At 65.7% G+C, this 21610-nt stretch carries 17 protein-coding genes and 1 tRNA gene; 7 read left to right on the top strand and 11 right to left on the bottom strand.

Annotated features, from left to right (window positions below):
- Nucleotides 1-35 precede the first annotated feature (35 nt).
- Nucleotides 36-1856 carry a DUF4214 domain-containing protein gene (locus LSQ66_RS12520; protein WP_231765538.1) on the bottom strand — a complete coding sequence of 607 codons (1821 nt, stop codon included), beginning with the start codon at nt 1854-1856 and terminating at the stop codon, nt 36-38.
- Nucleotides 1857-2094: 238 nt separating this feature from the next.
- Between LSQ66_RS12520 and LSQ66_RS12515 the strand changes: the two genes are divergently transcribed.
- A complete protein-coding gene (locus LSQ66_RS12515; protein ID WP_231765537.1) occupies nt 2095-3696 on the top strand; it encodes an amidase in 1602 nt (533 codons plus the stop codon).
- On the opposite strand, the gene dbpA is transcribed toward LSQ66_RS12515, so the two are convergent.
- The 3 genes from dbpA to LSQ66_RS12500 form a co-directional block, all read right to left on the bottom strand.
- Nucleotides 3697-5103 carry an ATP-dependent RNA helicase DbpA gene (gene dbpA, locus LSQ66_RS12510; protein WP_231765536.1) on the bottom strand — a complete coding sequence of 469 codons (1407 nt, stop codon included), beginning with the start codon at nt 5101-5103 and terminating at the stop codon, nt 3697-3699.
- 69 nt (nt 5104-5172) lie between these two features.
- Nucleotides 5173-5397 (bottom strand): hypothetical protein, encoded by a 225-nt coding sequence (locus LSQ66_RS12505; protein WP_231765535.1) that lies wholly within the window; start codon nt 5395-5397, stop codon nt 5173-5175.
- Between the two features lie 84 nt (nt 5398-5481).
- Complete coding sequence (locus LSQ66_RS12500) at nt 5482-7113, bottom strand: acid phosphatase (protein ID WP_231765534.1); 1632 nt, start codon at nt 7111-7113, stop codon at nt 5482-5484.
- Between the two features lie 128 nt (nt 7114-7241).
- Between LSQ66_RS12500 and LSQ66_RS12495 the strand changes: the two genes are divergently transcribed.
- Together LSQ66_RS12495 and LSQ66_RS12490 are read left to right on the top strand one after the other, a co-directional pair.
- On the top strand, nt 7242-7499 hold the full coding sequence (locus LSQ66_RS12495; RefSeq protein WP_231765533.1) for a hypothetical protein: 258 nt from the start codon (nt 7242-7244) through the stop codon (nt 7497-7499).
- Nucleotides 7496-7927: a hypothetical protein gene (locus tag LSQ66_RS12490; protein ID WP_231765532.1), complete on the top strand. Its 432-nt coding sequence runs from the start codon at nt 7496-7498 to the stop codon at nt 7925-7927. The genes LSQ66_RS12495 and LSQ66_RS12490 overlap by 4 nt, the downstream gene beginning before the upstream one ends.
- A 29-nt stretch (nt 7928-7956) precedes the next feature.
- On the opposite strand, the gene LSQ66_RS12485 is transcribed toward LSQ66_RS12490, so the two are convergent.
- The 4 genes from LSQ66_RS12485 to LSQ66_RS12470 form a co-directional block, all read right to left on the bottom strand.
- A tRNA-Met gene (locus LSQ66_RS12485) sits at nt 7957-8033 on the bottom strand.
- Between the two features lie 48 nt (nt 8034-8081).
- On the bottom strand, nt 8082-9239 hold the full coding sequence (locus LSQ66_RS12480) for a methyltransferase (RefSeq protein ID WP_231765531.1): 1158 nt from the start codon (nt 9237-9239) through the stop codon (nt 8082-8084).
- An 83-nt stretch (nt 9240-9322) separates the two neighbouring features.
- Complete coding sequence (locus tag LSQ66_RS12475) at nt 9323-10135, bottom strand: hypothetical protein (protein ID WP_231765530.1); 813 nt, start codon at nt 10133-10135, stop codon at nt 9323-9325.
- A 62-nt stretch (nt 10136-10197) separates the two neighbouring features.
- Nucleotides 10198-10407 (bottom strand): hypothetical protein, encoded by a 210-nt coding sequence (locus LSQ66_RS12470; RefSeq protein WP_231765529.1) that lies wholly within the window; start codon nt 10405-10407, stop codon nt 10198-10200.
- Between the two features lie 181 nt (nt 10408-10588).
- Here LSQ66_RS12470 and LSQ66_RS12465 point away from each other — a divergent pair, with 181 nt between their 5' ends.
- Nucleotides 10589-10744, top strand: coding sequence for a hypothetical protein (locus LSQ66_RS12465; RefSeq protein WP_231765528.1), 156 nt, complete (start codon nt 10589-10591; stop codon nt 10742-10744).
- Nucleotides 10745-10752: 8 nt separating this feature from the next.
- On the opposite strand, the gene LSQ66_RS12460 is transcribed toward LSQ66_RS12465, so the two are convergent.
- Genes LSQ66_RS12460 through LSQ66_RS12450 form a run of 3 tightly spaced genes read right to left on the bottom strand, consistent with a single transcriptional unit; the run spans nt 10753 to nt 18394 of the window.
- Complete coding sequence (locus LSQ66_RS12460) at nt 10753-14493, bottom strand: AAA family ATPase (protein WP_231765527.1); 3741 nt, start codon at nt 14491-14493, stop codon at nt 10753-10755.
- Nucleotides 14494-14497: 4 nt separating this feature from the next.
- Complete coding sequence (locus LSQ66_RS12455; RefSeq protein WP_231765526.1) at nt 14498-15733, bottom strand: exonuclease SbcCD subunit D C-terminal domain-containing protein; 1236 nt, start codon at nt 15731-15733, stop codon at nt 14498-14500.
- 12 nt (nt 15734-15745) lie between these two features.
- Entirely contained in the window at nt 15746-18394 is a 2649-nt protein-coding gene (locus LSQ66_RS12450) for a sensor domain-containing diguanylate cyclase (protein WP_231765525.1), read from the bottom strand.
- Between the two features lie 123 nt (nt 18395-18517).
- On the opposite strand from LSQ66_RS12450, the gene LSQ66_RS12445 reads away from it, so the two are divergent.
- The 3 genes from LSQ66_RS12445 to LSQ66_RS12435 all read left to right on the top strand — a co-directional run bounded on the left by LSQ66_RS12445 (nt 18518) and on the right by LSQ66_RS12435 (nt 21572).
- Nucleotides 18518-19750 carry a winged helix-turn-helix domain-containing protein gene (locus LSQ66_RS12445; RefSeq protein WP_231765524.1) on the top strand — a complete coding sequence of 411 codons (1233 nt, stop codon included), beginning with the start codon at nt 18518-18520 and terminating at the stop codon, nt 19748-19750.
- Entirely contained in the window at nt 19747-20733 is a 987-nt protein-coding gene (locus tag LSQ66_RS12440; RefSeq protein ID WP_231765523.1) for a DUF2804 domain-containing protein, read from the top strand. Before LSQ66_RS12445 ends, LSQ66_RS12440 begins: the two co-directional genes overlap by 4 nt.
- A gap of 164 nt (nt 20734-20897) precedes the next feature.
- Nucleotides 20898-21572, top strand: coding sequence for a hemerythrin domain-containing protein (locus LSQ66_RS12435; protein ID WP_231765522.1), 675 nt, complete (start codon nt 20898-20900; stop codon nt 21570-21572).
- Nucleotides 21573-21610 lie beyond the last annotated feature (38 nt).

Below are 21610 nucleotides of genomic sequence, written 5' to 3'. Positions count from 1 at the left end.
CCTCGGCAGCGTTTTTTTTGTCCCTGCGCCAGGAATCAGAAGGGCGTGTAGGCGAAACCGTTCTGCATGACACCGACCAGCGCCGCCTGGTTTTCCGCGCTTTCGCTGAAGCTCACGAGCATGTCCGCCGTCGTCAGGCCTTCCTGGAGGCGCGCCAGCCAGTGCGAGAAACCCGCCGGTTCCGGGGCGCGGTGCAGCACGTTGGCATACATGGCTTCCACCAGCGTCTCGTTGCTCGGATTGACGCCGTAGCGGGCCTGCGCTTCCGTGGAGCCGAAGAACTGGCGCGCCACCTCGCGCAACTCCATGCCTTCCTGCATCAGCTCGATCCAGTGGCCGAGGCCGGGCTGGTCCGGCACGCGGTCGAAGGCGGCCTGGTAGAGGCGGTAGACCTGGCCGGGTATGCCCTTGGTGTCGAAGGACAGATTCAGGTCCGCGAAGCGCAGCGTTTCCACATTGCCCAGGGTATCGATGCCGTCGATGCCCCGCACATCCGTTACGACGAGTCCAGCGGCAGTCTTCTTGATGGTATAGCTCGACAGATTGCCGCTGTAGTAGGCCTCGTCCATGCCGGGGCCGCCGTCGATCAGGTCGTTGCCGCCATTGCCCTTGAAGGTGTCGTTGCCCGCCGCGCCCACCAGGGTGTTCTTGCCCGCGTCGCCGGTGTAGAGCGTGTTGGCCACGCTGTTGAAGCCGGCGCCCAGGGCGCCATGGATCACATCCACGCCCGTGGCGCCCGCGCCCAGCTTCGAGATGAAGACGGTGTCCAGGCTGCTGCGCGCGAAACTGCCCGATTCGATATTTGTGCCCGCCGCACTGCCGGTGGACATGCGCGTGATGGCCCCGGTGACCAGGTCCTTGATGAAGACATCCAGCTTGCCGTCGCCGTCGCCGGGCGTGAGGTTGGAGGTCGATTCGAACATGACGTAGCGGCCGTCCGCCGAGATCATGGCATTGTCCGAATTGCCGCTGCCGCTCGCGCCCTGGGCGTCGGTCGACACGAGCATGATGGCCCCGGATTGCATATCCTTGCGATAGATGCTGCTCACGCCTGCCACGGCATCACTGCTCAGGTTGGTCGCAGAGCTGGTGAAGACGACATAGCGTCCATTCTCCGACACGGCCGGATGGTAGCTGATGGCATTGGCCATTTCACCGAGGGCCGTTGCCGATACCAGGCTCAGTGCGCCGCTAGCCACCTTCTTGATATAGATGCGCTCCAGCGCGCTCTGCTCCTCGGCGCCCAGATTGGTCGCGCCGCAGCTGAAGACAACGCTGTTGCCGTCGCCCGAGACCATGATGCCATTGGTCGCCCGGTTGGCCAGCGTTCCGTCCGCCTTCGTGGAAACGTTGATGATGGCGCCAGTGCCGATATCCTTCAGGTATCCATCCACCAGGGTGTTGGTATCGCCTGCCGTCAGGTTGTCGGCCGCGCTGAGGAAGGCGACGAACTGCCCATTGGACGACAGCGACGCGCTGTGGCTTGCCGCATTGGCGGCGACGCCGCTGGCGTCGGTGGAGGCCTCCGTGACCCCGCCGCCGGCCATGTCGCGCACCATCACCGTGCGCAGGCCGCCCACCTGCACGTTCTCGAAGGCGACGAAGCCGCCATCCAGGGATAACTCGGGGCGGGAATTCGTGCCGCCCACCGCCACACCGGCATTCAGCGTGACCTGCTCCAGCGTACCGGTGAGCAGGTTCTTGATGTAGATGTCGTCGTCGCCGGGCGTCGTGTCGCTGGCGAGCAGGGACTGGGACGTGGTGAAGGCAACCAGCTGGCCATTGCCGGAAATGGCAGGCGTGGTGTCGGCGGCGAGCACCTGCCCTTTGATAAGGGTGAGTCGATTGGAATTCATGGCAGCGTCTGTGAGGCGATTCCATAAGTGTGGCCGCGCCCTATGATGCTGTCAAGAAATAAAGCCCCTTGTTACACGGCTGTCACAGCCTGCTTTTACCCCATTTAGCGCACACATTTGTCGTTTTTCTGCAATTTGTGAGCGGAAGTCGATGAATTGATTGATCATTTTGAGTTATGCAACTATCCTCAATGTTGCATTGTGGCACCAATTCCAATATCAAAGCCGGGGTTTGCACATGGATCGCAGGGATTTCGTACGAATGGGACTCGCTGCCGGCGGCGCGGTCTCGCTGGCGCCCGCCAGGGCCGCCGCATCGCCCTCCAAGATCTGGCAGGGCGGCATTCTGGACGCAGGCGTGGCCGAGCAGCAGCAGTGGATGGAGGCGAACAAGCTCACCTCCCACTCGCTGACCTCGCAGTACCTGGCCCGCATCAAGAGCATCGACAAATCCGGCCCCCGCATCAACTCAGTCATTGAAATCAATCCCGAGGCCCTGAAGATCGCCCGTGAAATGGACCGCGAGCGCATGGCGCGCAAGGTGCGCGGCCCGCTGCACGGGATACCGGTTCTCCTGAAAGACAATATCGCCACCGGCGACCGCATGAGCACCACCGCCGGTTCGCTGGCGCTGGCGGGTGTGCGCGCCGAGCGCGACGCCCACGTGGTGGCGCAGCTGCGCGCGGCGGGCGCCGTCATTATCGGCAAGACCAATCTGAGCGAGTGGGCGAACATGCGCTCCACGCATTCCGTGAGCGGCTGGAGCGCGCGCGGCGGCCTGACCCGCAATCCCTATGCCCTCGACCGCAACTGCAGCGGCTCCAGCTCCGGTTCCGGCGCGGCCATCGCCGCCAGCCTGGCCACGCTGGCCGTGGGCACGGAGACGGACGGCTCCATCGTGTCGCCCGCATCGGTGTGCGGCCTGGTGGGCATCAAACCCACCATCGGCCTGGTGAGCCGCAGCGGCATCATTCCCATCGCGCATTCGCAGGACACGGCCGGGCCCATGGCCCGCAGCGTTTCCGACGCCGCCCTGATGCTGAGCGCCATGGTGGGCGTGGACGAGAAGGATGCCGTCACGCGCGCCGCAGGCACGGTGGACACGAACTACGCCAAGGCCCTGGACAAGGGCGCGCTCAAGGGCAAACGATTGGGCGTGGCCCGCAACTTCTTCGGCTCGAACGACGACCTGGACGAAGCCATCGAAAAGTCGCTGGAAGTACTGAAGGCGCAGGGTGCGGAGCTGGTGGACGTGAAGGTTCCCAACACGGACAAGTACAACGACAGCGAACTGCAGGTGCTGCTCTACGAATTCAAGACCGACCTGGAGGCCTACCTGAAGCAGTACGCGCCGAACGCGAAGATCGCCAACATGGCGGACCTCATCGCCTTCAACCGCCAGAACGCTTCCACGGAACTGCGCTACTTCGGCCAGGAACACCTGGAGAGTTCGGAGGCGAAGACGGGTCTGGACAGCCGCGAGTATCAGGAAGCATTGGCCAACAACCAGCGCTATTCGCGCGCCGAAGGCATCGACCAGATTCTCAAGGAGCAGCGGCTGGACGGGCTGGTGGCGCCAACGGGCGGCCCTGCATGGCTCACGGACTTCATCAACGGCGACCATTACGGCGGCAGTTTCTCGTCCCCGGCCGCGGTGGCGGGTTATCCGCACATCACCGTGCCTGCGGGCTATGTGCACGGGCTGCCGGTGGGCCTGTCCTTCGTGGGCACGGCCTTCAGCGAAGCGGCGCTGATCGGCATGGCTTACGCCTACGAACAGGCCACGCAGCACCGCCGCGCGCCGCAGTTCCCGGCCAGCGTGTCGCTGGCCGTGCGCTGATCACACCTCGATAAAACGCATCTTGAAGTTGCGGCCCTTGAAGCTCCCGAATTCGGGACCGAGGCCGCTCGCGTCGTTCAGGCGCGTGAAGGCGTCGTAGGCGAAGCGGCGGTCCAGCGCCACATAGGTCTGGAATTCCGTCACGTTGATCTTGCCCACCTGTTCCTTCGTGAGCTGGCCGTCGCCGGTGAGGGCGCCCAGCACGTCGCCGGGGCGCAGCTTGTCCTTCTTGCCGCCGGCGATGCACAGCGTGACCATGGGCGCGGGATCGCCCTGCGCGTATTCGTCGGCGGCCAGCTCGGAAACGGCGTGCCATTCGGCTGGCGCGTTCTGGTATTCCTCGATCAGCTTCACCCATTTCTTCTCGTTGGGCGCGCACAGCGTCAGCGACAGCCCTTTTTCGCCGCCACGGCCGGTACGGCCGATACGGTGGATGTGGACCTCGGTGTCCTTCGACACGTCGGCGTTGATCACCGCTTCCAGGTTCTGGATGTCGAGGCCGCGCGCGGCCACGTCGGTGGCGATCAGGATGGAGCAGCTGCGGTTGGCGAACAGCACGAGAATCTCGTCGCGCTCGCGCTGTTCCAGCTCGCCGTACAGGGCGAGGGCGGAGAAGCCCTGCGAGCGCAAGGTGTCCGCCAGTTCGCGGCAATGCACTTTGGTGTTGCAGAAGATGATGCAGGAGGCCGGGCGGTAGTGCTTCAGCAGGCGGGCCACTGCCTCGTCGCGCTCGTCGAAGCCGATCTCGTAGAAGCGCTGCTCGATCTGGCCGCCCGTGTGCTGCACTTCCACGCTGATTTCCACGGGATCGGCGAGGAAAGCTTCCGTGGCCTGGCGGATATCGTCTGGGTAGGTGGCGGAGAACAGCAAGGTCTGGCGGCGTTTCGGGCAGGCGCTGACGATGCCCGCGATCTCGTCGTAGAAACCCATGTCCGTCATGCGGTCCGCCTCGTCGAGCACGAGGGCCTGCACGGTGGAGAGATCGATGGTCTGGCGCGAGATATGGTCGCGGATGCGGCCCGGGGTGCCCACGACGATATGCGCGCCGTGTTCCAGCGACGCGATCTGCGGGCGCATCGGCGCGCCGCCCGTCAGCACCAGGATCTTCACATTGCCCATGCTGCGCGCCAGGCGGCGCAGCTCATTGGCCACCTGGTCCGCCAGTTCGCGCGTGGGGCAGAGTGCAAGGCCCTGCGTGGCGAACCAGGCGGGATTGATCTTCTGCAGCAGGCCGATGCCGAAAGCCGCCGTCTTGCCGCTGCCCGTCTTGGCCTGCGCGATCAGGTCGCGGCCCTGCAGTACATGCGGCAGGCTTTGCGCCTGGATCGGCGTCATTTCGCGGTAGCCCAGCGAATCGAGGTTCGCGAGGAAGGAGGGGGAAAGCGGCAGGCTGGCGAAGGAAGTCATGGCGAAGATAGGAAAGAGGGTGGGTACAGTCTAGCAAAGTCGCGCCCCCGGCGGCGCGGCTGCACCGCCTCAGTCGCGGCGCCAGATCGGCAGGCCTGTCAGGTCGAGATTCTCGTCGCGCTGCCACAGCGGCAGCCCGGTTGTGTCGGTCGGTTCCAGCAGTTCCAGCTGCTCCTGCTTCATGGCAGGCCTGCGCTGGCGCGGCGGAGGAGGGCGCTTCGGTTCCGGTTCCATTGGCGCTGCGGGGCCGAAGCCGGGCAGGTCGAATGTCGCGTGATCTTTTTTGTCTCTCATCGTCCAAAGCGCCGTACAAAACAAAAGCCCGGCTGAAACAGTCGGGCTTCGATATCTAAAGCGGGGCGCAGTGTAACACAACCGTCAACGGAAAACGAGGGCGCCCGTCAGGTCTCCCGGCGGCAGCGCATGGTGTTCCGCGAAGGCCTTGTTGCGCGCAGCCAGGCCTTCCAGCAGCGGCAGCCCGTGCAGGCGCGTGATGAAGCGCAGGATCGAGGTGGTGTCGTAGAAGCTGTGGTCCACCGCGCCTTTCTTCGCAAAGGGCGACACCACGATGGCGGGAACGCGGCTGCCCGGGCCCCAGCGGTCGCCCTTGGGCGGCGCCACATGGTCCCACCAGCCGCCGTTCTCGTCGAAGGTGATCACCACCACCATGTTCGCCCATTGCGGCGAATGCTTCAGGTGCTCGATCACGTTCACGATGTGCTGGTCGCCCGATTCGATGTCGGAGTAGCCTGCGTGCAGGTTCAGGTTCCCTTGCGGCTTGTAGAAGCTTACGGCGGGGAGCTTGCCTGCCACTGCGTCGGCCAGGAATTTGTTCGAGATGGGGCTGTCGCCCATGCCGCCGTCGCGCAGGTGCTCGGCGCGCGCCGCGGTGCCCGGCGCGTAATTGCTGAAGTAGTTGAAGGGCTGGTGATGATATTGGAAGTTCGGCTTCGAGCCCGCGCCCTTGTCGTCCAGCGCGGCCTGCCATGCGCCGCCATACCATGCCCAGCTCACGCCCTTGCGCGACAGCAGGTCGCCGATGGTGTCGTAGGATTGCGGCGGCAGCGTGGAGGCATCGGCCGGATCGGCATAGCGCGGGTCGCCGCCGGGCGCCGGGCGGACATAGCTCGGCTGATAGGGCGGCGCCATGGTGTTGACCGCGTAGCCGTCCGGCGTGATGGCGCCGTCGTTCACGAACTTGGGCTTGCCCTGCAGCGCGCCGTGCGGGCTGTCCGGCGTCACGGCGAGCTTGGTTCCGGTGGGGCCGTCGCTGGTCTGCGCGATCTTGCGCTTGGCGGCGGTGCTGGATGCGTTGAAGTACTCGGGCGTGCGGCCGGAGATCAGGAACTGGTGGTTCAGGTAGGAGCCGCCGAAGGCCGCCATGAAGAAGTTGTCGCACAGCGTGAACTGGCGCGCGACCTGCCACAGACCGAGGTTCTTGTGCGTTTCGCCGTAGTAGCCCATCACCATGGCGCCCGTGTCGCCCCAGGCCACGAAGGCATCGTTCCTGCCGCCGTTGATCTGCATCTGGTTCTGGTAGAAGCGGTGGGTGAGGTCGCGCGTGATGACGGATTCCGGCAGCGGCTTGCCCGCGGTATCCCTGAGCACGAACGGCGCGTTCGGCAGATCCTTGATCTCGTCCTCTTTCAATTCATAGCGCTTGCCGCCGATATCCTGCGGCGTGGGCACCATGCCGCCCCAGATCTTCGGCAGCGAAGGCAGGACCTTGCCATCGCGGTCGCGCTGCTGGTAGCGGTCCGCAGACAGCGAAGAGAGGGGAGACGCAAGACCGGGGAAGTCGCCGAACAGGTTGTTGAAGCTGCGGTTCTCCAGATAGATCACCACCACATTCTTCACATTCGCCTTCAGCTTCTCGTCGAGCGAGCCCTTTGCGGCTTTCGGCGCCGCCGCAACGGCGGGCAGGCTGCTGGCGATACCGGCGGCGGTGGCTGCCTGAAAAATTTTCCGTCGCGATGGATTGCTTGGCTGGTCCTTGTCGTTCACATACATCTCCTGAGTTAGCGGCGCGAAAATTGTATCACCCCGGCAACTCCGAACGAGCTCATTTTGCATTTGCTCAGCACAGCGGGGGCGCGTGCATCTTATCGTTGGTGCCTCCCCGTGTGCCGGTGCCTATAATGAATCCTGACGAAAGCGGATTGTCAGCAGAGGAAAGACGTGCTGTCCGGTCATGGCGGCGCCAGATCGAGCGCCATCAGCGCAAGATTGAAGATTTTCAGCGTCAAAGGTCTGTGCGCCGGGGCATGGAGGCTATGCCGGATGAACTGATCGAAGCTCAAAGAGTGGCACGCATCAGGCATCTGGAAAGCGAAATCCGGACATTCGAGCGCAGCATTGATGCGGTTTTAAGCAAAGGATCAGGTGGGAAACCATGAAAGATCTACAGCTGCAGGTTTTTCCGGATGGTGCGGAGCCTGATTGGACGGAGCTTATGGCATCCGGTGATCCCGTGAAGATGTGTCTACTGTCACTCCGCGGGAAGGTGCCTGTATCGCGTATCGTCAGGAACGCTGCACTAGCTGGCGTAAGCGTGTTCCTTTGCTGCAGCGAAAATGCGCACGAGATCGAAGATGCGGCCGACGAAATACTGGAGGATGAACGCAGGCTGAATGTTCTCACTACAGCGCATGCTGGGGAGGCGCCGGAGGACATTGCCGATTTGGTCGAGGTCCAGAATCGTCTGTTGGCAGGCTCAGGCCTGCTGGCGTTCGTCGACACGACAGATCGCCAATCGCTGGAGGTCTGCCAGATTCTCCGCGAAAGATGGGAACACCTCGGGCAGTCCATAGCAAAAAGCCGCTGATTCCTTTCGAAATCAACGGCTTGCGTATCTGGTTGCGGGGACAGGATTTGAACCTGTGACCTTCGGGTTATGAGCCCGACGAGCTGCCAGACTGCTCCACCCCGCGTCTGAGGCAAGCATTATATATCGTGACCGCCATTTCCGCAAGGTCGGCTTATGCGATTCCGAGCCGCCACAGCGAGGTCACTTCCGCCGCGCGCGCCGCGTGCAGGGGATCGTCAGCGTCCTGGGAGCGGGGATGCACAGGGCGCACGTCCTGGCGGCCCAGCACCTGCAGCCCCGCCTCGGCAACCCAGCCCAGCAGTTGCTCGCGGGGGCGCAGGCCCAGATGCTCGGCCAGGTCGGAAAGGATGAGCCAGCCTTCTCCGCCTGGCGTCAGGTGGTCCTTCAGGCCGGCGAGGAAACCGCGCAGCATGCGGCTGTCCGGGTCGTACACGGCGTGCTCGATGGAAGAGCTGGGCCGCGCTGGCACCCACGGTGGATTGCAGACCACCAGCGGCGCACGTCCTTCGGGAAAGAGGTCGGCCTCGATCAGCTCGATCTGCTCGTCCAGTCCCAGCCGCGCGATATTGTCGCGGGCGCAGCTCAGCGCCCGCTGGTCCATGTCGGTCGCCACAATATGGGCGACGCCGCGTTTCGCCAGCACGGCCGAGAGCACGCCCGTGCCCGCGCCGATATCGAAGGCAAGCTGGGCGCCGCGCGGCAGCGGCGTTTCCGCCACCAGCTGCACATACTCGCCGCGCACCGGCGAGAACACGCCGTAATGCGGATGGATGCGTTCGCCCAGCGCAGGAATCTCCACGCCCGCCTTGCGCCACTCGTGGGCGCCGATCAGGCCCAGCAGTTCGCGCAGGGAGATGACGAAGGCGTCCTCGCCCCGGCCGTAGGCCTCATTGCAGGCCAGCTTTACATCCGGCGCGCGGCGCAGGGGAATGGTATAGCCGGGCTCGAAGGGAATCAGCAGCATGGCCAGGGTGCGGGCGCGCTGCGACTGTGCCTGGCGGTGCAGGTGGAAGGCTTCGGTGGCCGAGCCAGGAACCTTCGGGGCCCTGGCTTTCTTGCCGCCCTTGCCCTTGTGGCCGGTGCGCCGCGCCAGCGCCTGGAGCAGCTGCCGCGCGTTCTGGAAGTCGCCCCGCCACAGCAGCGCCGTGCCTTCGCAGGCCAGGCGGTAGGCCACGTCGGCATTCATGCGGTCGTCCGCAATCGCCACGCGCCTGGGCGGCGGCATGCCCGCTTCCGAATGCCAGCGCGCGGAACGTTCTTCGCCGTTTTCGGTCCAATGGATGAGTTGAGGCGCGCCGGCTTCTTGCATGGTCTTCTTCGTCGGGAGTAAACGGCGAAACCGCCTGCGCGGAGGCAAGCGGTTTCGATGAGCTGCTTATTATACGCGCGGCGTCAGGCGCTGTCGCCCTGAGCAGCAGGCTCGGCCGGGACAAGCGTTTCGGGCGCGGCAGGGGCCTCGGCCGCAACAGCCGGTGCAATTTCGCCGCCGTAGGCATCGGCTACCGCCTTCGCCTTCGCTTCGGGCGGACTGTAGATGTCGCTGGCTTCGCGGTTGACCAGCTTGAGCAGGCGCAGGGAGAGGGCGCCCAGGCTGTCCTCGTCCTTCTTGACCTCGCCCTTGACGGGTTTTTCGAGCAGGCGGAACAGGTCGGCCAGGCTGCCGGGGAAGTCGATGTCCGGGAACTCGACGGCAGGCAGCGGCATGGCCGGGTTCTCGCCGGCGCTGCTGCTCGATGCCGAAGCGGCCTTGAGCGAGGCCTCGTAGCGGACCTCGACTTCAAACTCGTACTGCTGGCCGTCCGCCAGGGTAATGGTGCCCTTGCCGACGAAATGGGAGCTTTCGCTGAGGCTGAAGGCCTGGGCGTCGAACACGCCGTCCGGGCCTTCGCTGTGCAGCACGCCCGATTCGAAGCTGGCAGCCGATTCCAGGCTGACGGCATCGTAATCGATGGTGGCGCCCTGCATGGCATTGCCGAACATCTTCTGGGCGAAACTGCCCAGCAGGTTCTGCGCCAGGTCCACGGTGGCATGGCCCAGCGAGCTCACCCGCTGTTCCAGGTCGAGGCCCTTGCTCGACAGGGAAACCGGGCTGCCCTGGTCCGCGCGCTTGAGTTCTCCTGCGGGCGGATTGCGGAGCGCCGCGGCGTTATTGCCGAGTGCCGGGTTCTGGTAGCCGCGCGGGGCCAGCGAATTAATCGAAGTCATGGTGCCTACCTTGGACAGTGTTGACTTTTTAACGGCGCTTTCGCGCCATTACTTGAGGCGGATCAGTGGTGATGGGTCCACAAACCGTTGGAATCGAGATAAGACTTCACGGCGTCGGCCTGGCCAATGGCGTGCAGCTTGACCTCGCCGCAGGAGCACACGCCCGAGTACGGCGTGATGTGCGAGCAGGCGGAAACCTTTTGAACGGAAACTTTGACCGCCTTGCCGCACTTGGCGCACTTGAAGGTCAGGGTACGTGGTGCTTTCAACATGATTGATTCGACGTATGTGGCGTAAAGCAGGATTTTATCAGGCAAAGCAGCGGATCACCGACCATAACAACATGACAATCCGGAGATAGACATATTTTTTACAATTCAAGGGTCAACGGGCTATCTGGCGCCCGCGTTGAGTAGACAGCAGTACCGCCAGTTCTCAGATGAGGTTCGCGTCATGGAAGAGAAGAAGCAACCGAGCAAGGAAGCAGTCCGCCACTGGCTGCAAACGCAAGTGGAGGAGCGTCGTCCGCCGCCCGACCCCAAGCAGATCCGGCGTGAGCTGGGATGGGACCTGGTGAAGATGGAGCGGGGCGCAACGAATTACCGCTGACTTGCTGGCTATTGAACGCTGACCGCGCTGCGGCCTCCCGCAGCGGGCTGTACGACGATTTTTGCCGCGATCCTCTCCGTCATCTCCTGCACGTGCGAGATGATGCCCACCTTCCTCCCCATTGCCTGCAGCCCGTCCAGGGCGTCCATTGCCACCCGCAGGGTTTCCGCATCCAGGCTGCCGAAGCCCTCATCGATAAACAGCGATTCCACCCGCACCCGGTTCGAGGACAGCGATGCCAGTCCCAAAGCGAGGGCCAGCGACACCAGGAAGGATTCGCCGCCGGACAGCGAATGCACGGAGCGCAGATCGTCCCCCATGTGCTGGTCGCGCACGAGGAGGCCGAGCGAAGGCTGGGCGGGATTGTCCGTTCTTTGCAGCAGATAGCGCGGCGCGAGCTGCTGCAGGTGCGCGTTGGCATAGCCGAGCAGCACCTCGAGTGTGAACTGCTGCGCGTAGTTCCTGAACCGCTTGCCGTCCGATGAACCAATGAGGTCATCGAGCCGCGCCCAGCGCCGGTGCTCGTTCTCCTGCCGCGTGATCTCGGCGAGCATGGACTGGGCGGCGGCGCGGCGTGCGTCGTCCTGGGCCAGCGCGAAATGGCAGGCTGCCGCCGCATCGTGCGCGAGCTTGCGCTCGGCGGTGACGGCATCGAGCGCCGACTGGACGGCTTGCGCGTCCTCCGGCGTTCCTGGCGGCGCGTCCGCTGCATGGCGCGCGGCCTGCGCGGTGCGCTCGGCCAGCACGCTGTGGGCGTTGGCCAGTGCGCGTTCCAGCGCGTGCAATGCTTCGCCCTCGCTGCGGATGTCGTCCGCTGGCCGGGCGAGCAGGGCTCGCAGCGCTTCGGGTGTTTGCGGATCGTCCGGCGCGGCATCCGGGCGCTGGCGGAACTGTGCAAGCCATTGCTCCAGCTTTTCCGCCGCGCTGCGCTGCGCCGCCTGCGTATCGGCCATGCGCTGGCGGCATTGCGCAAGGGCTTCATCGGCGCGTGCGCGCTGCTGGCCCGCCGCGTGCACTGCGTTCTGCTGCGCTTGCAGCGCGGTGCGTGCGGTATCGACGGCCAGCTGCAATTCGGCTTCCACCTCCATCACCGGCCGGCCGTCCCACAAGGTGGCGCGCGCGGAACGGGCGGCACGCATTCCTTCCTCGGCGGAGGCATGCGCCAGGCGTGCCGCCTGGAGGTCGCCCGCCGCCTTTTTCGCCGCTGCCTCGAGCGCGCGCAGCTCAACGGAGCCGGAAATGATCTCGGCCTTGCGTTCGTCGCAGGCGGCTTGCTGCGCCAGCCACTCGCGGCTTTCTTCCTGGTGCTGCCTGTGGAACCGGGCGGGATCGCTGCGCCAGCTGCTGCGCCACGTGGAGTCCCCAAAAGCCGCATCCAGGCGGCTTAGCCGGTCCTCCAGATGATCCGTGGCCTCCCTGGCCTGCTGCCGCGTGGCCTCGAGCTGGGTGCCAAGCTGCGTCACCTCATTCTGCGCTTCCGCTGCCGCCTGCTGAAGCTTGGCCAGCTCTGCGGAGGCCTGCTCGAATGCCGCCTGCGCCTCATCGCGGGCGGTGCGCGCTGCTGTCAGTGCCTGCTCCTCCGCTTCGCATGCCTTCTGTTCCGCATGGACGGTGTCTATTTGCGAAGCGAACCAGGCGGCGCGGCCTTCGTCCGGCAGGCCGGAAAGCGCATGCGCCGCCGCCGTCCAGCGCGCGGAGAGTGCCTTCAGGGTGGCATGCAGCGCCTCCAGGTCTGCGGCCGTCCGCGCCAGCCTGTCGGCAGCCGATTGTGCGATGGCGCGCTGTGTCGCCTCCTGCTCGATTGCAGCCTGGAGCCGCGTGCGGCAGCGCGCGAGCTCCGCTTGCAGCTCCGCCAGCATCGCATGCAGCTTGTCGCCGCCTTGCTGATAGGGGTGGTCTGTGGCGCCGCAGACGGGGCAGGGCGAGCCGTCTTCCAGCGTTGCGCGCAGGCTCTCCACGCTGGCGCCCGTAGCCGCCTCGGTGAGCCTGAGCGAACGCTCGGCCTGCGCTGCGGCGGCGCGCTGCGCCGTTTTCTCCTGCTCCGCCACTGCGAGTTCTTGTTCGGCGCCGGAGCGCACCGCTTGCAGTTCCGAAGACTGCGCCTCCAGCTGTTCCTTGCGCTGCTGCGCGGCATCGAGCTCTGTCCACGCGCGTTCGGCCGCACCCAGTGCTGTCTGGCGCTGCGAAATGGCATTGCGGCGCGCTGCCAGTCCGGCAGGATCGAAGGCTTGAAGCGCCGCCGTTGCGTGCTGCCGCCGCGATTCCAGCGCCTTGAGGTTTTCGGCCGCGGAGGATGCGCGCGCTGCCAGCGCGGTATGGCGAGTGCTGGCAGCCGCGAGGCGTTGGGAGAGATCCATGGCCGCCGCATCGGCCTTGCGGGCGCGTGCGCCAGCCTGTTCAGCATCGCTGAACAGCACCTCCCAGCGTGGCCACTCGCGCGCCATGGCAGCCCGCGATGCATGTTCGTCCAGCCATGCCGCGCCCGCGTTCTGCGCGGCGTGCAGCAAGTCCAATGCGGCCTGTTTTGCGGAGAGCGCATTGCGTGCGGAAGCCTCCGCTGCCACTGCGGTTTGAAGTGCCGCCTGCGCTTGCGAGTGCGCGGGCAAAAGCGCCTCGATGCGCGCATCCAGCGCCTTGGCCTGGTCCAGCGATGCGGCGGCAGCGCGGCGCGCCTGCTCCGCGGCCTCAAGGCGTGCCGCATGCTGCTGCAACTGGGAGGCGGCCTCGTTCTGCGCGGCATGTGCCGCCTGGGCGCCGGCTTCACCCTGGGCGATGGCGCTGACGATAGCGTCCGCCTGCGTGGTGAGGCGCTGCGATTCGTCGGCGAGCGGCCGCGCCGCCTGCACGGCTTCCAGACGCTGGAGCGCGGCGCGGCGCGGGGCGGCGGCTTCCAGCGCTTCCCCGCGTGCGGCAATCTCCTGTTGCGCATGGGCGATGCCTTGCGCATGCTGGTCCGCCTGCAAGCGCCATCGCAGTTGCGCTTCCAGTATTCCTTTGCGCCGGTCGATGTCCGCGAGCGCCGTCTGGGCCGCCGTATTCCGTTCTTCCGCGGCGGCCCGTTCTTCGGCGCCGAGCGGTTTCTGGTCCGCCAGCCGCGCGTGAAGACGCTGCAATGCCTGCTGCTCTTGCCTGGCGCGCTCGTGAGCGCGTTTCGATATCTCGCTGTAGACGGTGCTGCCGGTCAGCGTTTCCAGCAGTTGTCCGCGCTCGTCGTCCTGCGACTTGAGGAAGGTGGCGAATTCGTTCTGGGCCAGCAGCACCGAGCGGGTGAACTGGTCGAAACTCAGGCCGATGCGCTGCTCGATCTCCGCCTTCACTTCCGTCTTGGTGCCGCCGATAGGCAGAAGGCCGGGCAAGGAGGCCAGCGACATCGCCGTCGCCTGGAGCGCGCCCGCCGCCTTGTTGCGCGAACGGCGCACGCTCCAGCGGGCGCGGTAGGGCTGGCCGTCGTTCCCTTCAAAGTCCACTTCCGCATAGCCCTCCGGCGTGCCGCGCCGAAGAAGCGTGCGCGTATCGTCGGAAGCGATGATGTCACCCGCATCCGGAGTCTTGCCGGTCGCCTTGAGCAGGCGCGGAGTGCGGTCGTAGAGAGCGAGGCAGAGCGCGTCAAGCAAGGTGCTCTTGCCCGCGCCGGTCGGCCCGCTGATGGCGAACAGGCCCGCCGACGCCAGGGGCTCGGCCTGGAAGTCCACGGAGAATTCGTCCGCCAGCGAAGCGAGGTTTTTCCCGCCGATGCGCAGTATCTTCATTGCCTCATTCCCGCGCCAGGAGCAGTTCGGCAAAGGCCTGCAATTGTTCCTCGGGAGCTTCGCTGTCGTATTTCTGGCGGTAGAGGCGCTTGAACACCTCGTCCGGCTGGAGCCGGGCCAACTGGTCGAGTGACACGGCCGCATCTTCGAGGGACTGGCCGCGCGCGCTGCTGGACGTTTCGATCTTTGCCAGGCGAAGCGGCTTACCTTCGATGGCGGCCTCGATCCGCGCGCGCAGGCCCGGTTCGGGCGCATCCAGCCTTACCCTTACTTCGAGATAGGGCTGCGCATGGGTTTCGCATTCGGGCAGCTCCAGCGCCGAGAGCTCGGCCAGTACGGCCTCCAGCGGAGCGGGCGACGCAGGCACCCGCAGCAAGGGAACGCTGCGAGGCACGAAAACAGGACGGACAGCGCTCAGCGCCGCACCTTCCAGTTCCACGCACAGCACCTGATGCTTGTACTGGGTTTCCGAGAAGGAGAGGGGGATCGGACTGCCGCAGTAGCGGATATGTTCCTGCTTGCCCTGCGCGAGATGCAGGTGGCCGAGCGCCGTATAGGCAATTTCCGGCCCGAAGATCCCCGAGGGCAGCATTTCGGTGCCGCCGATGACGATGCGGCGTTCCGAATCCGCCGACATCTGGCCTTCCACCAGGTGGCAGTGGCCCATGGCTACGATGGCCTGCCCGTCCTTGCGCAGGGACAGCGCGTGCTCCAGCGCGAGCCGGTACAGCTCCGCGATCCCGGCCAGGTACGGATCCGGCGCTTCTTCGCCTTCGCCCGCTTCCACGCGTGGAACGTCGCCCGGCCGGAGGAAGGGAATGGCGATGCACCATGCGGCCACCTTGCCGTCGCCATTCCTCAGCGGCAGCACCATGCCGCCCACGTCGATGCTCCCGTCCTCCTTGCGCGTGACATTGCCGACAACGCGGGCGCCGTGCGCTTCCAGCAGCGGCAAGGGCGCCTCCAGGCGGCCGGGCGAGTCGTGGTTGCCCGCGATGATCACGAGGTCAAGCTGCGGCGCGCGCTCGCGGGCCTGCTGCAGGAAGCGGTAGAACTGGCGCTGCGACACGGCCGAGGGATTGGCGTTGTCGAACACATCGCCCGCCAGCAGCAGGGCGTCGGCGCGCTCGCTCACGATCAGGTCGAGCAGCCAGTCCAGGAAGCGCTGGTGCTCGTAGTGGCGGTCGAAATTGTGGAGCGACTGGCCGAGGTGCCAGTCCGAGGTGTGCAGAAGACGCATGCCGCGATTTTATCAGGCGGCGTCCGGCGCCGCCTGTTCCGGCGCAAGGGCGGGGCCGGAACGGAATGTGTTGCGGCCCGCCTGTTTCGCCTCGTACAGCAGCACATCGGCGCGCTTCAGCAGGTCGGCGCTGCTCATGTCCTCGTTCGAATAGAAGGTGAGGCCGATGCTGGTGGAAATGCTGACCTTGATGCCATCCAGGTCGAATGGCGCCTGCATGGCGCTCACGATCTTGGCTGCCGTCGCTGCCGCATCCTCGCGGCGCGCAATGCGCTCCATGATGATGGTGAATTCGTCGCCGCCCAGGCGCGCCACGGTGTCGGTGCCGCGCAGGGCATGGGTGAGGCGGCCGGAGAAGGCGCGCAGCAGCGCATCGCCAACGCTGTGGCCGTAGGTGTCGTTCACGGGCTTGAAGCGGTCGATGTCCATGTACATGATGGCCATGGTGCTGCCCTGCTCGCGGCAGGCGATCATGCTCTCGCCCAGCTTCTGCAGGAAGCCCGCGCGGTTGGTCAGGCCCGTGAGCGCATCGATCTGCGAGAGCTTGAGCAGGCGCTGCTTCTCGCGCTTCTGGGCCGTGACGTCCTGGCGCATCACGTGATAGCCGATAACGGTAATGCCATCCGCATCCATCTGCGGGATGTAGACGACTTCGAAGGTGCGCGGCATCGGCCCGCTGTCGTCCTCTTCCTCGAAACTCAGGGTTTCGCCCTTGAGCGCGCGGCGGATATAGGGCTGCAGGAAGCGGTAGCGTTCCTCGCTCACCACTTCGCGCACGGGGTGGCCGGTGGGCGGCTCGCCGTTGACGCTGAATTCGCGCTCATAGGCCACATTCTGGAAGCGGAAGATCTCGTCGAAATCGATGTACGCGATCATCGCCGGCAGGGAGTCGGCGATGGTGCGCAGGCGGGCTTCGCTTTCGCGCAGCGCCATCAGGGACTTGCGCACCACGGTAATGTCGTCCAGCGTGCCCACGTAGCCCTCGATCCTCCCATCCACCACGATGGGAGCGATCTTCACGGAGGTCCACACCAGCGTGCCGTCCGGGTGTACGCAGCGTACCGTGTCCTGGAAGGGCTGGTGGGTGCTGCGCAGCTGCTCCAGCGCGTTGCGCAGCAGCTCGCGGTCGTTCGGGTGCACGCCCTGCATCCAGCCGTCATGCAGGGCCAGGGCGCGCGACATGCCGGTAATGGTTTCGAAAGTGCGGTTGACGTAGGTGCAGTGGCCGAAGCGGTCGGCGCGCAGCAGGCCGAGGGGGGATGCATCGTTGACGGCCGCGAGCTCCGCCTGGTTCTGGCGCATGGCCAGTTCGGCCAGTTTGCGCGGCGTGATGTTGCGGGTGGTGACGGTGACGCCGTCTTCGATGGCCACGATCTGGTGCCGCAGCCAGCGCGGTTCGCCGGGCAGGTTGCGGGTTTCGAATTCCTCTTCAAGCGGCTGGCCCGTCGTCAGCACGGAGCAGTATTTGTCGATGAAGCCCTCGCTGCGCCAGGCCGGCTCCAGTTCGCCGATGCGCTTGCCCAATGCCGCGGCGCGCGGATAGCCCAGCATCTGCGCCCCGCGTTCGTTGACGTCGACCAGCGTGAAGTCGACCACCTTTCCCGCGCTGCGGCAGGCCTTGAGCAGGAAAACCGCGTCCAGGCTCGCATCGGCGGCCGCGCGCAGCTGCTGCTGCGCCTCAAGCGCGATACGGCTGCTGTTGCGCAGGCGCCGGCCCTGCTGGAACAGCAGCACCGCGAACGCGAGTACCAGCAGCGAGGCGGCCGTCACCGCGCCGAAATACAGGCTGCGGCGGCGTTCGAAGCGCGCCATGGCGTGCCGGGTGTTGATGCCCACCACCGCCGTCAGGCCGTAGCGTGGCATCTCGCGGAAGCTGTAGATCCTTTCCATCGCGTCGAAGGGGCGCTTGAGCAGCACTTCCTCGGGAAGCCGGAGCTGATCGGAGGAGGGGACGAAGTCGATGTTATCGCTGATGAAGAGCGTGTCGTCCACGCGGCCGGTGGAAAGGCCTGTATCCCGGCTGAGGAGCATCATCATGCCACCCGATTCCAGGTGCAGGCGGTCGTAATCCTCCACGAAGTAGGCGGGATCGACCATCATCACCACCGCTCCCGCAAAGCCGCCCTTGCGGTCGTTCAGGCGGCGCGAAATCTGGATCTGCCATTTTTTGCTGAGCGGATCCACCATGGGATTCGTGACCAGCGCCAGGTCGGCACTGCTGGCTCCGAGCGTGCGGAAGAAGTTCCGTTCTCCCACGCTGGCTGGGAAGCTGCCATACAGGCTGTCCAGGAGCTGGCCGTCCGGCCCGTACAGGGCGATGGGCAGCTGCAGCTTGGAGGGCATGAGCGAATCGAGCAGGCCATTGCGGCGCGTGAACTCAGGCAGGCGCAGGGCGCCTTCCGTTTCCTCGAATTTGAGCTTGAAAAGCTGGGTGGCGTGATCGGTCTGGCGCAGCAGGTGGCTCGCGTTTTCCGCCATGGTGCGCGCCTGCGCATGGGCATGCAGCACGGCCTCGATATGCGCGCTGTGTTGCTCCTGTCCTATCTGCCATGCGACGGCGGCCCACATCGATGCCAGCAGGACCAGGGTAAAGCCGGGCAGCAGTATCGCCCGATACATTTTTCTCACGAGCCGCAGGACGGTGGTCGTAGTCGCTGTCACGTGTCGAATTCTCCTGTTCCTGCACAGTATTCTGCCTGCAAATGCCGCCCTTGGCACCACAAATATGGGGTCCTCACGGAAACTTTATTAGAATAGCCACGCCGACTAGCCGAGGACGACCTTTTGACCGATTTCACACTCTCACTGCCCGCCGCCCGCGCCCTGCACCTGGCCGCCCAGGGACTGCTGCAGCCGCGCAGGAAAAAAGCCCGCAAGGCCGACGTGCTGGACGCCATCCGCCACCTCGGCGTGCTGCAGATCGACACCATCCATGTGGTTGCGCGCAGCCCCTACCTGGTGTTGTGGAGCCGCCTCGGCGACTATCCCCTGGCTTGGCTGGAGGAGCTTCTGGCCGAGGGCAAGCTGTTCGAGTACTGGGCGCATGAGGCCTGCTTCCTGCCCATCGAGGACTACCGCCTGATGCGCCACCGCATGCTCGATCCCGCCGCCATGGGGTGGAAGTACTCGGAGCGCTGGATGCAGGAGCGCCGCACCGAAGTGGATGCGCTGCTCGATCACGTGCGCAGCAAGGGGCCGGTGCGTTCCTCCGATTTCGAACGCAACGACGGCAAGAGCGGCGGCTGGTGGGAATGGAAGCCCGAGAAGCGCTCCCTCGAAGTGCTGTTCACGGCGGGCCGCCTGATGATCGCGCGCCGCCAGAACTTCCAGCGCGTGTACGACATCGCCGAGCGCGTGCTGCCAGGCTGGGACGACAGCCAGCTCCCCCCATCCGAAGAAACGCAGCGCGAGCTAGCCCTCAAGACCGTGCGCGCCCTCGGCCTGTCGAAAGCCGCATGGATCGCCGACTATTACCGTACCAAGCCGCCGCGCCCGAACGCCGAAGCGTTTGCGGAGCAGGGCCTGCTGCTGCGCGCACGGGTCGAAGGCTGGAAGGAGCCGGTCTACATCCATCCCGACCTGGCGGACTTGGCGCGCGCCGCCCAGGACGGGGCGCTGGCGCCCAGCGTGACCACGATTCTCTCGCCTTTCGACCCGGTGGTATGGGACCGCCGCCGCGCGCTCGAACTGTTCGATTTCGACTACCGCCTCGAATGCTATACGCCTGCGGAGAAGCGCCGCTACGGCTATTTCACCCTGCCGATCCTGCGCCGCGGCGCACTGGTGGGGCGGGTGGACGCCAAGGCGCACCGCCGCGAAGGTGTCTTCGAACTGAAGGCGCTCACGCTGGAACCGGGCGTGCGCCTGACCGACCGTTTCGTGCGCGACGTGGCGGGAGCCTTCCAGCGCTGCGCCGCATGGCACCAGTGCCCGCAGGTCAGGCTGCAGCGCTGCGAACCCGCAGCCTTCGGACCGATGCTGCAGGCCGCGCTGGACGGCGAGGCGATGGCGGCATGAAGCGCGCGCCGAAGCACATCGTGGGACCGGACGGCCTGCCGCTGCTTGGCCGCTTTGCAGGCGAGGCGGAGAGCTTCGACTGGGCCGGACTTGCCGCGCCCCACGCGCGCAGCGCGCTGTGGCGCCGGTTCCACCACAAGAAGTGGCACTACGTGGCGCTGGTGAGCGAACAGGTGCTGTGCGCCGTCGCCATCGTGGACGTGGGCTGGACCAGCACCTGCTTCGGCTACGCCTTCGACCGCAACGACGGCGACATCGTGGCCAACTTCTCGCAGGACGGCCGTCCCTTCGGCGCCTCCGCCCGTGTGGCGGACAGCGCGGGCGGCAGCAGCAGCTTCTCGGCGCGCGGCACGAGCATCGATATCGAGGCGCTGGCGGACGGGCGTTACCGCCTTACCCTGGTGTGCCCGTATCTGGAGATCGACGCGGAATTCGGCCCGCCGTCCGCGCCCCTGCTGCTGGCCACGGGCACGGTCAATGGCGGCTCGGTGCACGCCACGCAGAAATCCCCCGGCATGGCGCTGAGCGGAGAGGTGCGCACCTGGCGCGACGAATACCGGCTGGACGGCGGCGCCGCCAGCTTCGACTATTCCAACGGCCTGCTGGCGCGCGAGACGTCCTGGAAATGGGCTTCCGCCCATACGCTGGACATGGGCTTCAACCTGCAGGCGGGCTACTTCGGCGGCAACGAGAACGCCCTGTGGCTGGATGGCGAACTCATCCCGCTGGCCCCCGCCCATTTCATCTACGACCAGAAGGACCCGCTGGAGCCCTGGCACATCTTCACCGAGGACGACCAGCTGGACCTCATCTTCACCCCCGAAAGCGCGCGCCGCCAGGACCGCAGGATGGTGGTGGCCGCCAGCCGCTACATCCAGCCCATCGGCAGCTTCAGCGGCTGGGTGCGCGCCAGCCCGGACGCTCCCAAACGCATGGTCGAGAGCCTGGTGGGCGTGACCGAGGACCACTACTCGCGCTGGTAACGTATCCAGCCGAGCTGGGCGATCTTTTGCTTGAATTGCCCATGAAAACATCCTAACTTAATAGGACTCCGCTGAGGTTACGGCCTTGAGCAAGGTCAAAGTGGGCTTGTCGGGCATCTTTACACTTGAACTTCCTTTCCGCCACAGTGTCATTGGGAGTCAGAATGTTAACGGCCACTTACACCCTGGTTGCCTTGTCTGTCGAGCAGGCCAGCGTGCGCCTCAGTCTCCAGTCTTTCCAGAAGACAATTCACGCCAACCTCATGCGCCACAGCACCCTGAGCCTGGCGCAGCTGGAGCACGCCTGCGAAATGCTGGACCAGCTTTATCAGGCCTGCCATTGGCGCAAGGTCGAGCTTTACCTGATTCCCGCCGTGCGCCAGGCCACGGAGCGCGCCGACAAGCTGCTGGACGAGCTGAGCCGCCTGAACCAGAACGCCCTGGCCCTCATCCGCCGGGTCAAGCTGCAGGTCGAGCAGCTGGGCGCGGACGGCCAGGCCCAGGCCGCCGCCGTCTGCGAGGCCATGGACGGCTTCTGCCAGGCCATGCTCAAGCGCCTGGAAAAGGAGGAGACCGAGCTGTTCGGCATCGCCCGCACCGTCATCGGCGGCGAAGCCTGGTTTTCCATCGCCAACCAGCTGCTGGCCCACGACGCCGAAGTCGCCGAGGCGCGCCGCACCGCCGCCCAGCCCGGCCAGCCGGTCCAGAAAGCCGAGCCCATTGCCTTGCTGCCGCGCGCCGCGCCCGCAGCCGGTGCGGTGCAGGCCATGGACATCCGGGTGCCCGACCTGCATTTCCAGCGCCGCCATCGCGCCGCACACCGTGCTGCGGCCGAATAGGGTCCGCCCGCCGTGAAAAGCGGCGCTGCGCTATGATG

Origin of the sequence: Massilia endophytica (genome assembly GCF_021165955.1) — a bacterium.
Classification (GTDB): domain Bacteria; phylum Pseudomonadota; class Gammaproteobacteria; order Burkholderiales; family Burkholderiaceae_D; genus Rugamonas; species Rugamonas endophytica.
Note: the sequence above shows the minus strand (reverse complement) of the source record. Positions and strands in the feature narration are given on the sequence as shown.

Bases quoted from the DNA above. Each gene is read 5' to 3' on its own strand.
- LSQ66_RS12500 (WP_231765534.1), bottom strand. From the start codon at position 7,113: ATGTATGTGAACGACAAGGACCAGCCAAGCAATCCATCGCGACGGAAA.
- LSQ66_RS12435 (WP_231765522.1), top strand. From the start codon at position 20,898: ATGTTAACGGCCACTTACACCCTGGTTGCCTTGTCTGTCGAGCAGGCC.
- LSQ66_RS12490 (WP_231765532.1), top strand. From the start codon at position 7,496: ATGAAAGATCTACAGCTGCAGGTTTTTCCGGATGGTGCGGAGCCTGAT.
- LSQ66_RS12455 (WP_231765526.1), bottom strand. From the start codon at position 15,733: ATGCGTCTTCTGCACACCTCGGACTGGCACCTCGGCCAGTCGCTCCAC.
- LSQ66_RS12440 (WP_231765523.1), top strand. From the start codon at position 19,747: ATGAAGCGCGCGCCGAAGCACATCGTGGGACCGGACGGCCTGCCGCTG.
- LSQ66_RS12480 (WP_231765531.1), bottom strand. From the start codon at position 9,239: ATGCAAGAAGCCGGCGCGCCTCAACTCATCCATTGGACCGAAAACGGC.
- dbpA (WP_231765536.1), bottom strand. From the start codon at position 5,103: ATGACTTCCTTCGCCAGCCTGCCGCTTTCCCCCTCCTTCCTCGCGAAC.
- LSQ66_RS12475 (WP_231765530.1), bottom strand. From the start codon at position 10,135: ATGACTTCGATTAATTCGCTGGCCCCGCGCGGCTACCAGAACCCGGCA.
- LSQ66_RS12460 (WP_231765527.1), bottom strand. From the start codon at position 14,493: ATGAAGATACTGCGCATCGGCGGGAAAAACCTCGCTTCGCTGGCGGAC.
- LSQ66_RS12520 (WP_231765538.1), bottom strand. From the start codon at position 1,856: ATGAATTCCAATCGACTCACCCTTATCAAAGGGCAGGTGCTCGCCGCC.
- LSQ66_RS12470 (WP_231765529.1), bottom strand. From the start codon at position 10,407: ATGTTGAAAGCACCACGTACCCTGACCTTCAAGTGCGCCAAGTGCGGC.
- LSQ66_RS12505 (WP_231765535.1), bottom strand. From the start codon at position 5,397: ATGAGAGACAAAAAAGATCACGCGACATTCGACCTGCCCGGCTTCGGC.
- LSQ66_RS12465 (WP_231765528.1), top strand. From the start codon at position 10,589: ATGGAAGAGAAGAAGCAACCGAGCAAGGAAGCAGTCCGCCACTGGCTG.
- LSQ66_RS12515 (WP_231765537.1), top strand. From the start codon at position 2,095: ATGGATCGCAGGGATTTCGTACGAATGGGACTCGCTGCCGGCGGCGCG.
- LSQ66_RS12495 (WP_231765533.1), top strand. From the start codon at position 7,242: ATGAATCCTGACGAAAGCGGATTGTCAGCAGAGGAAAGACGTGCTGTC.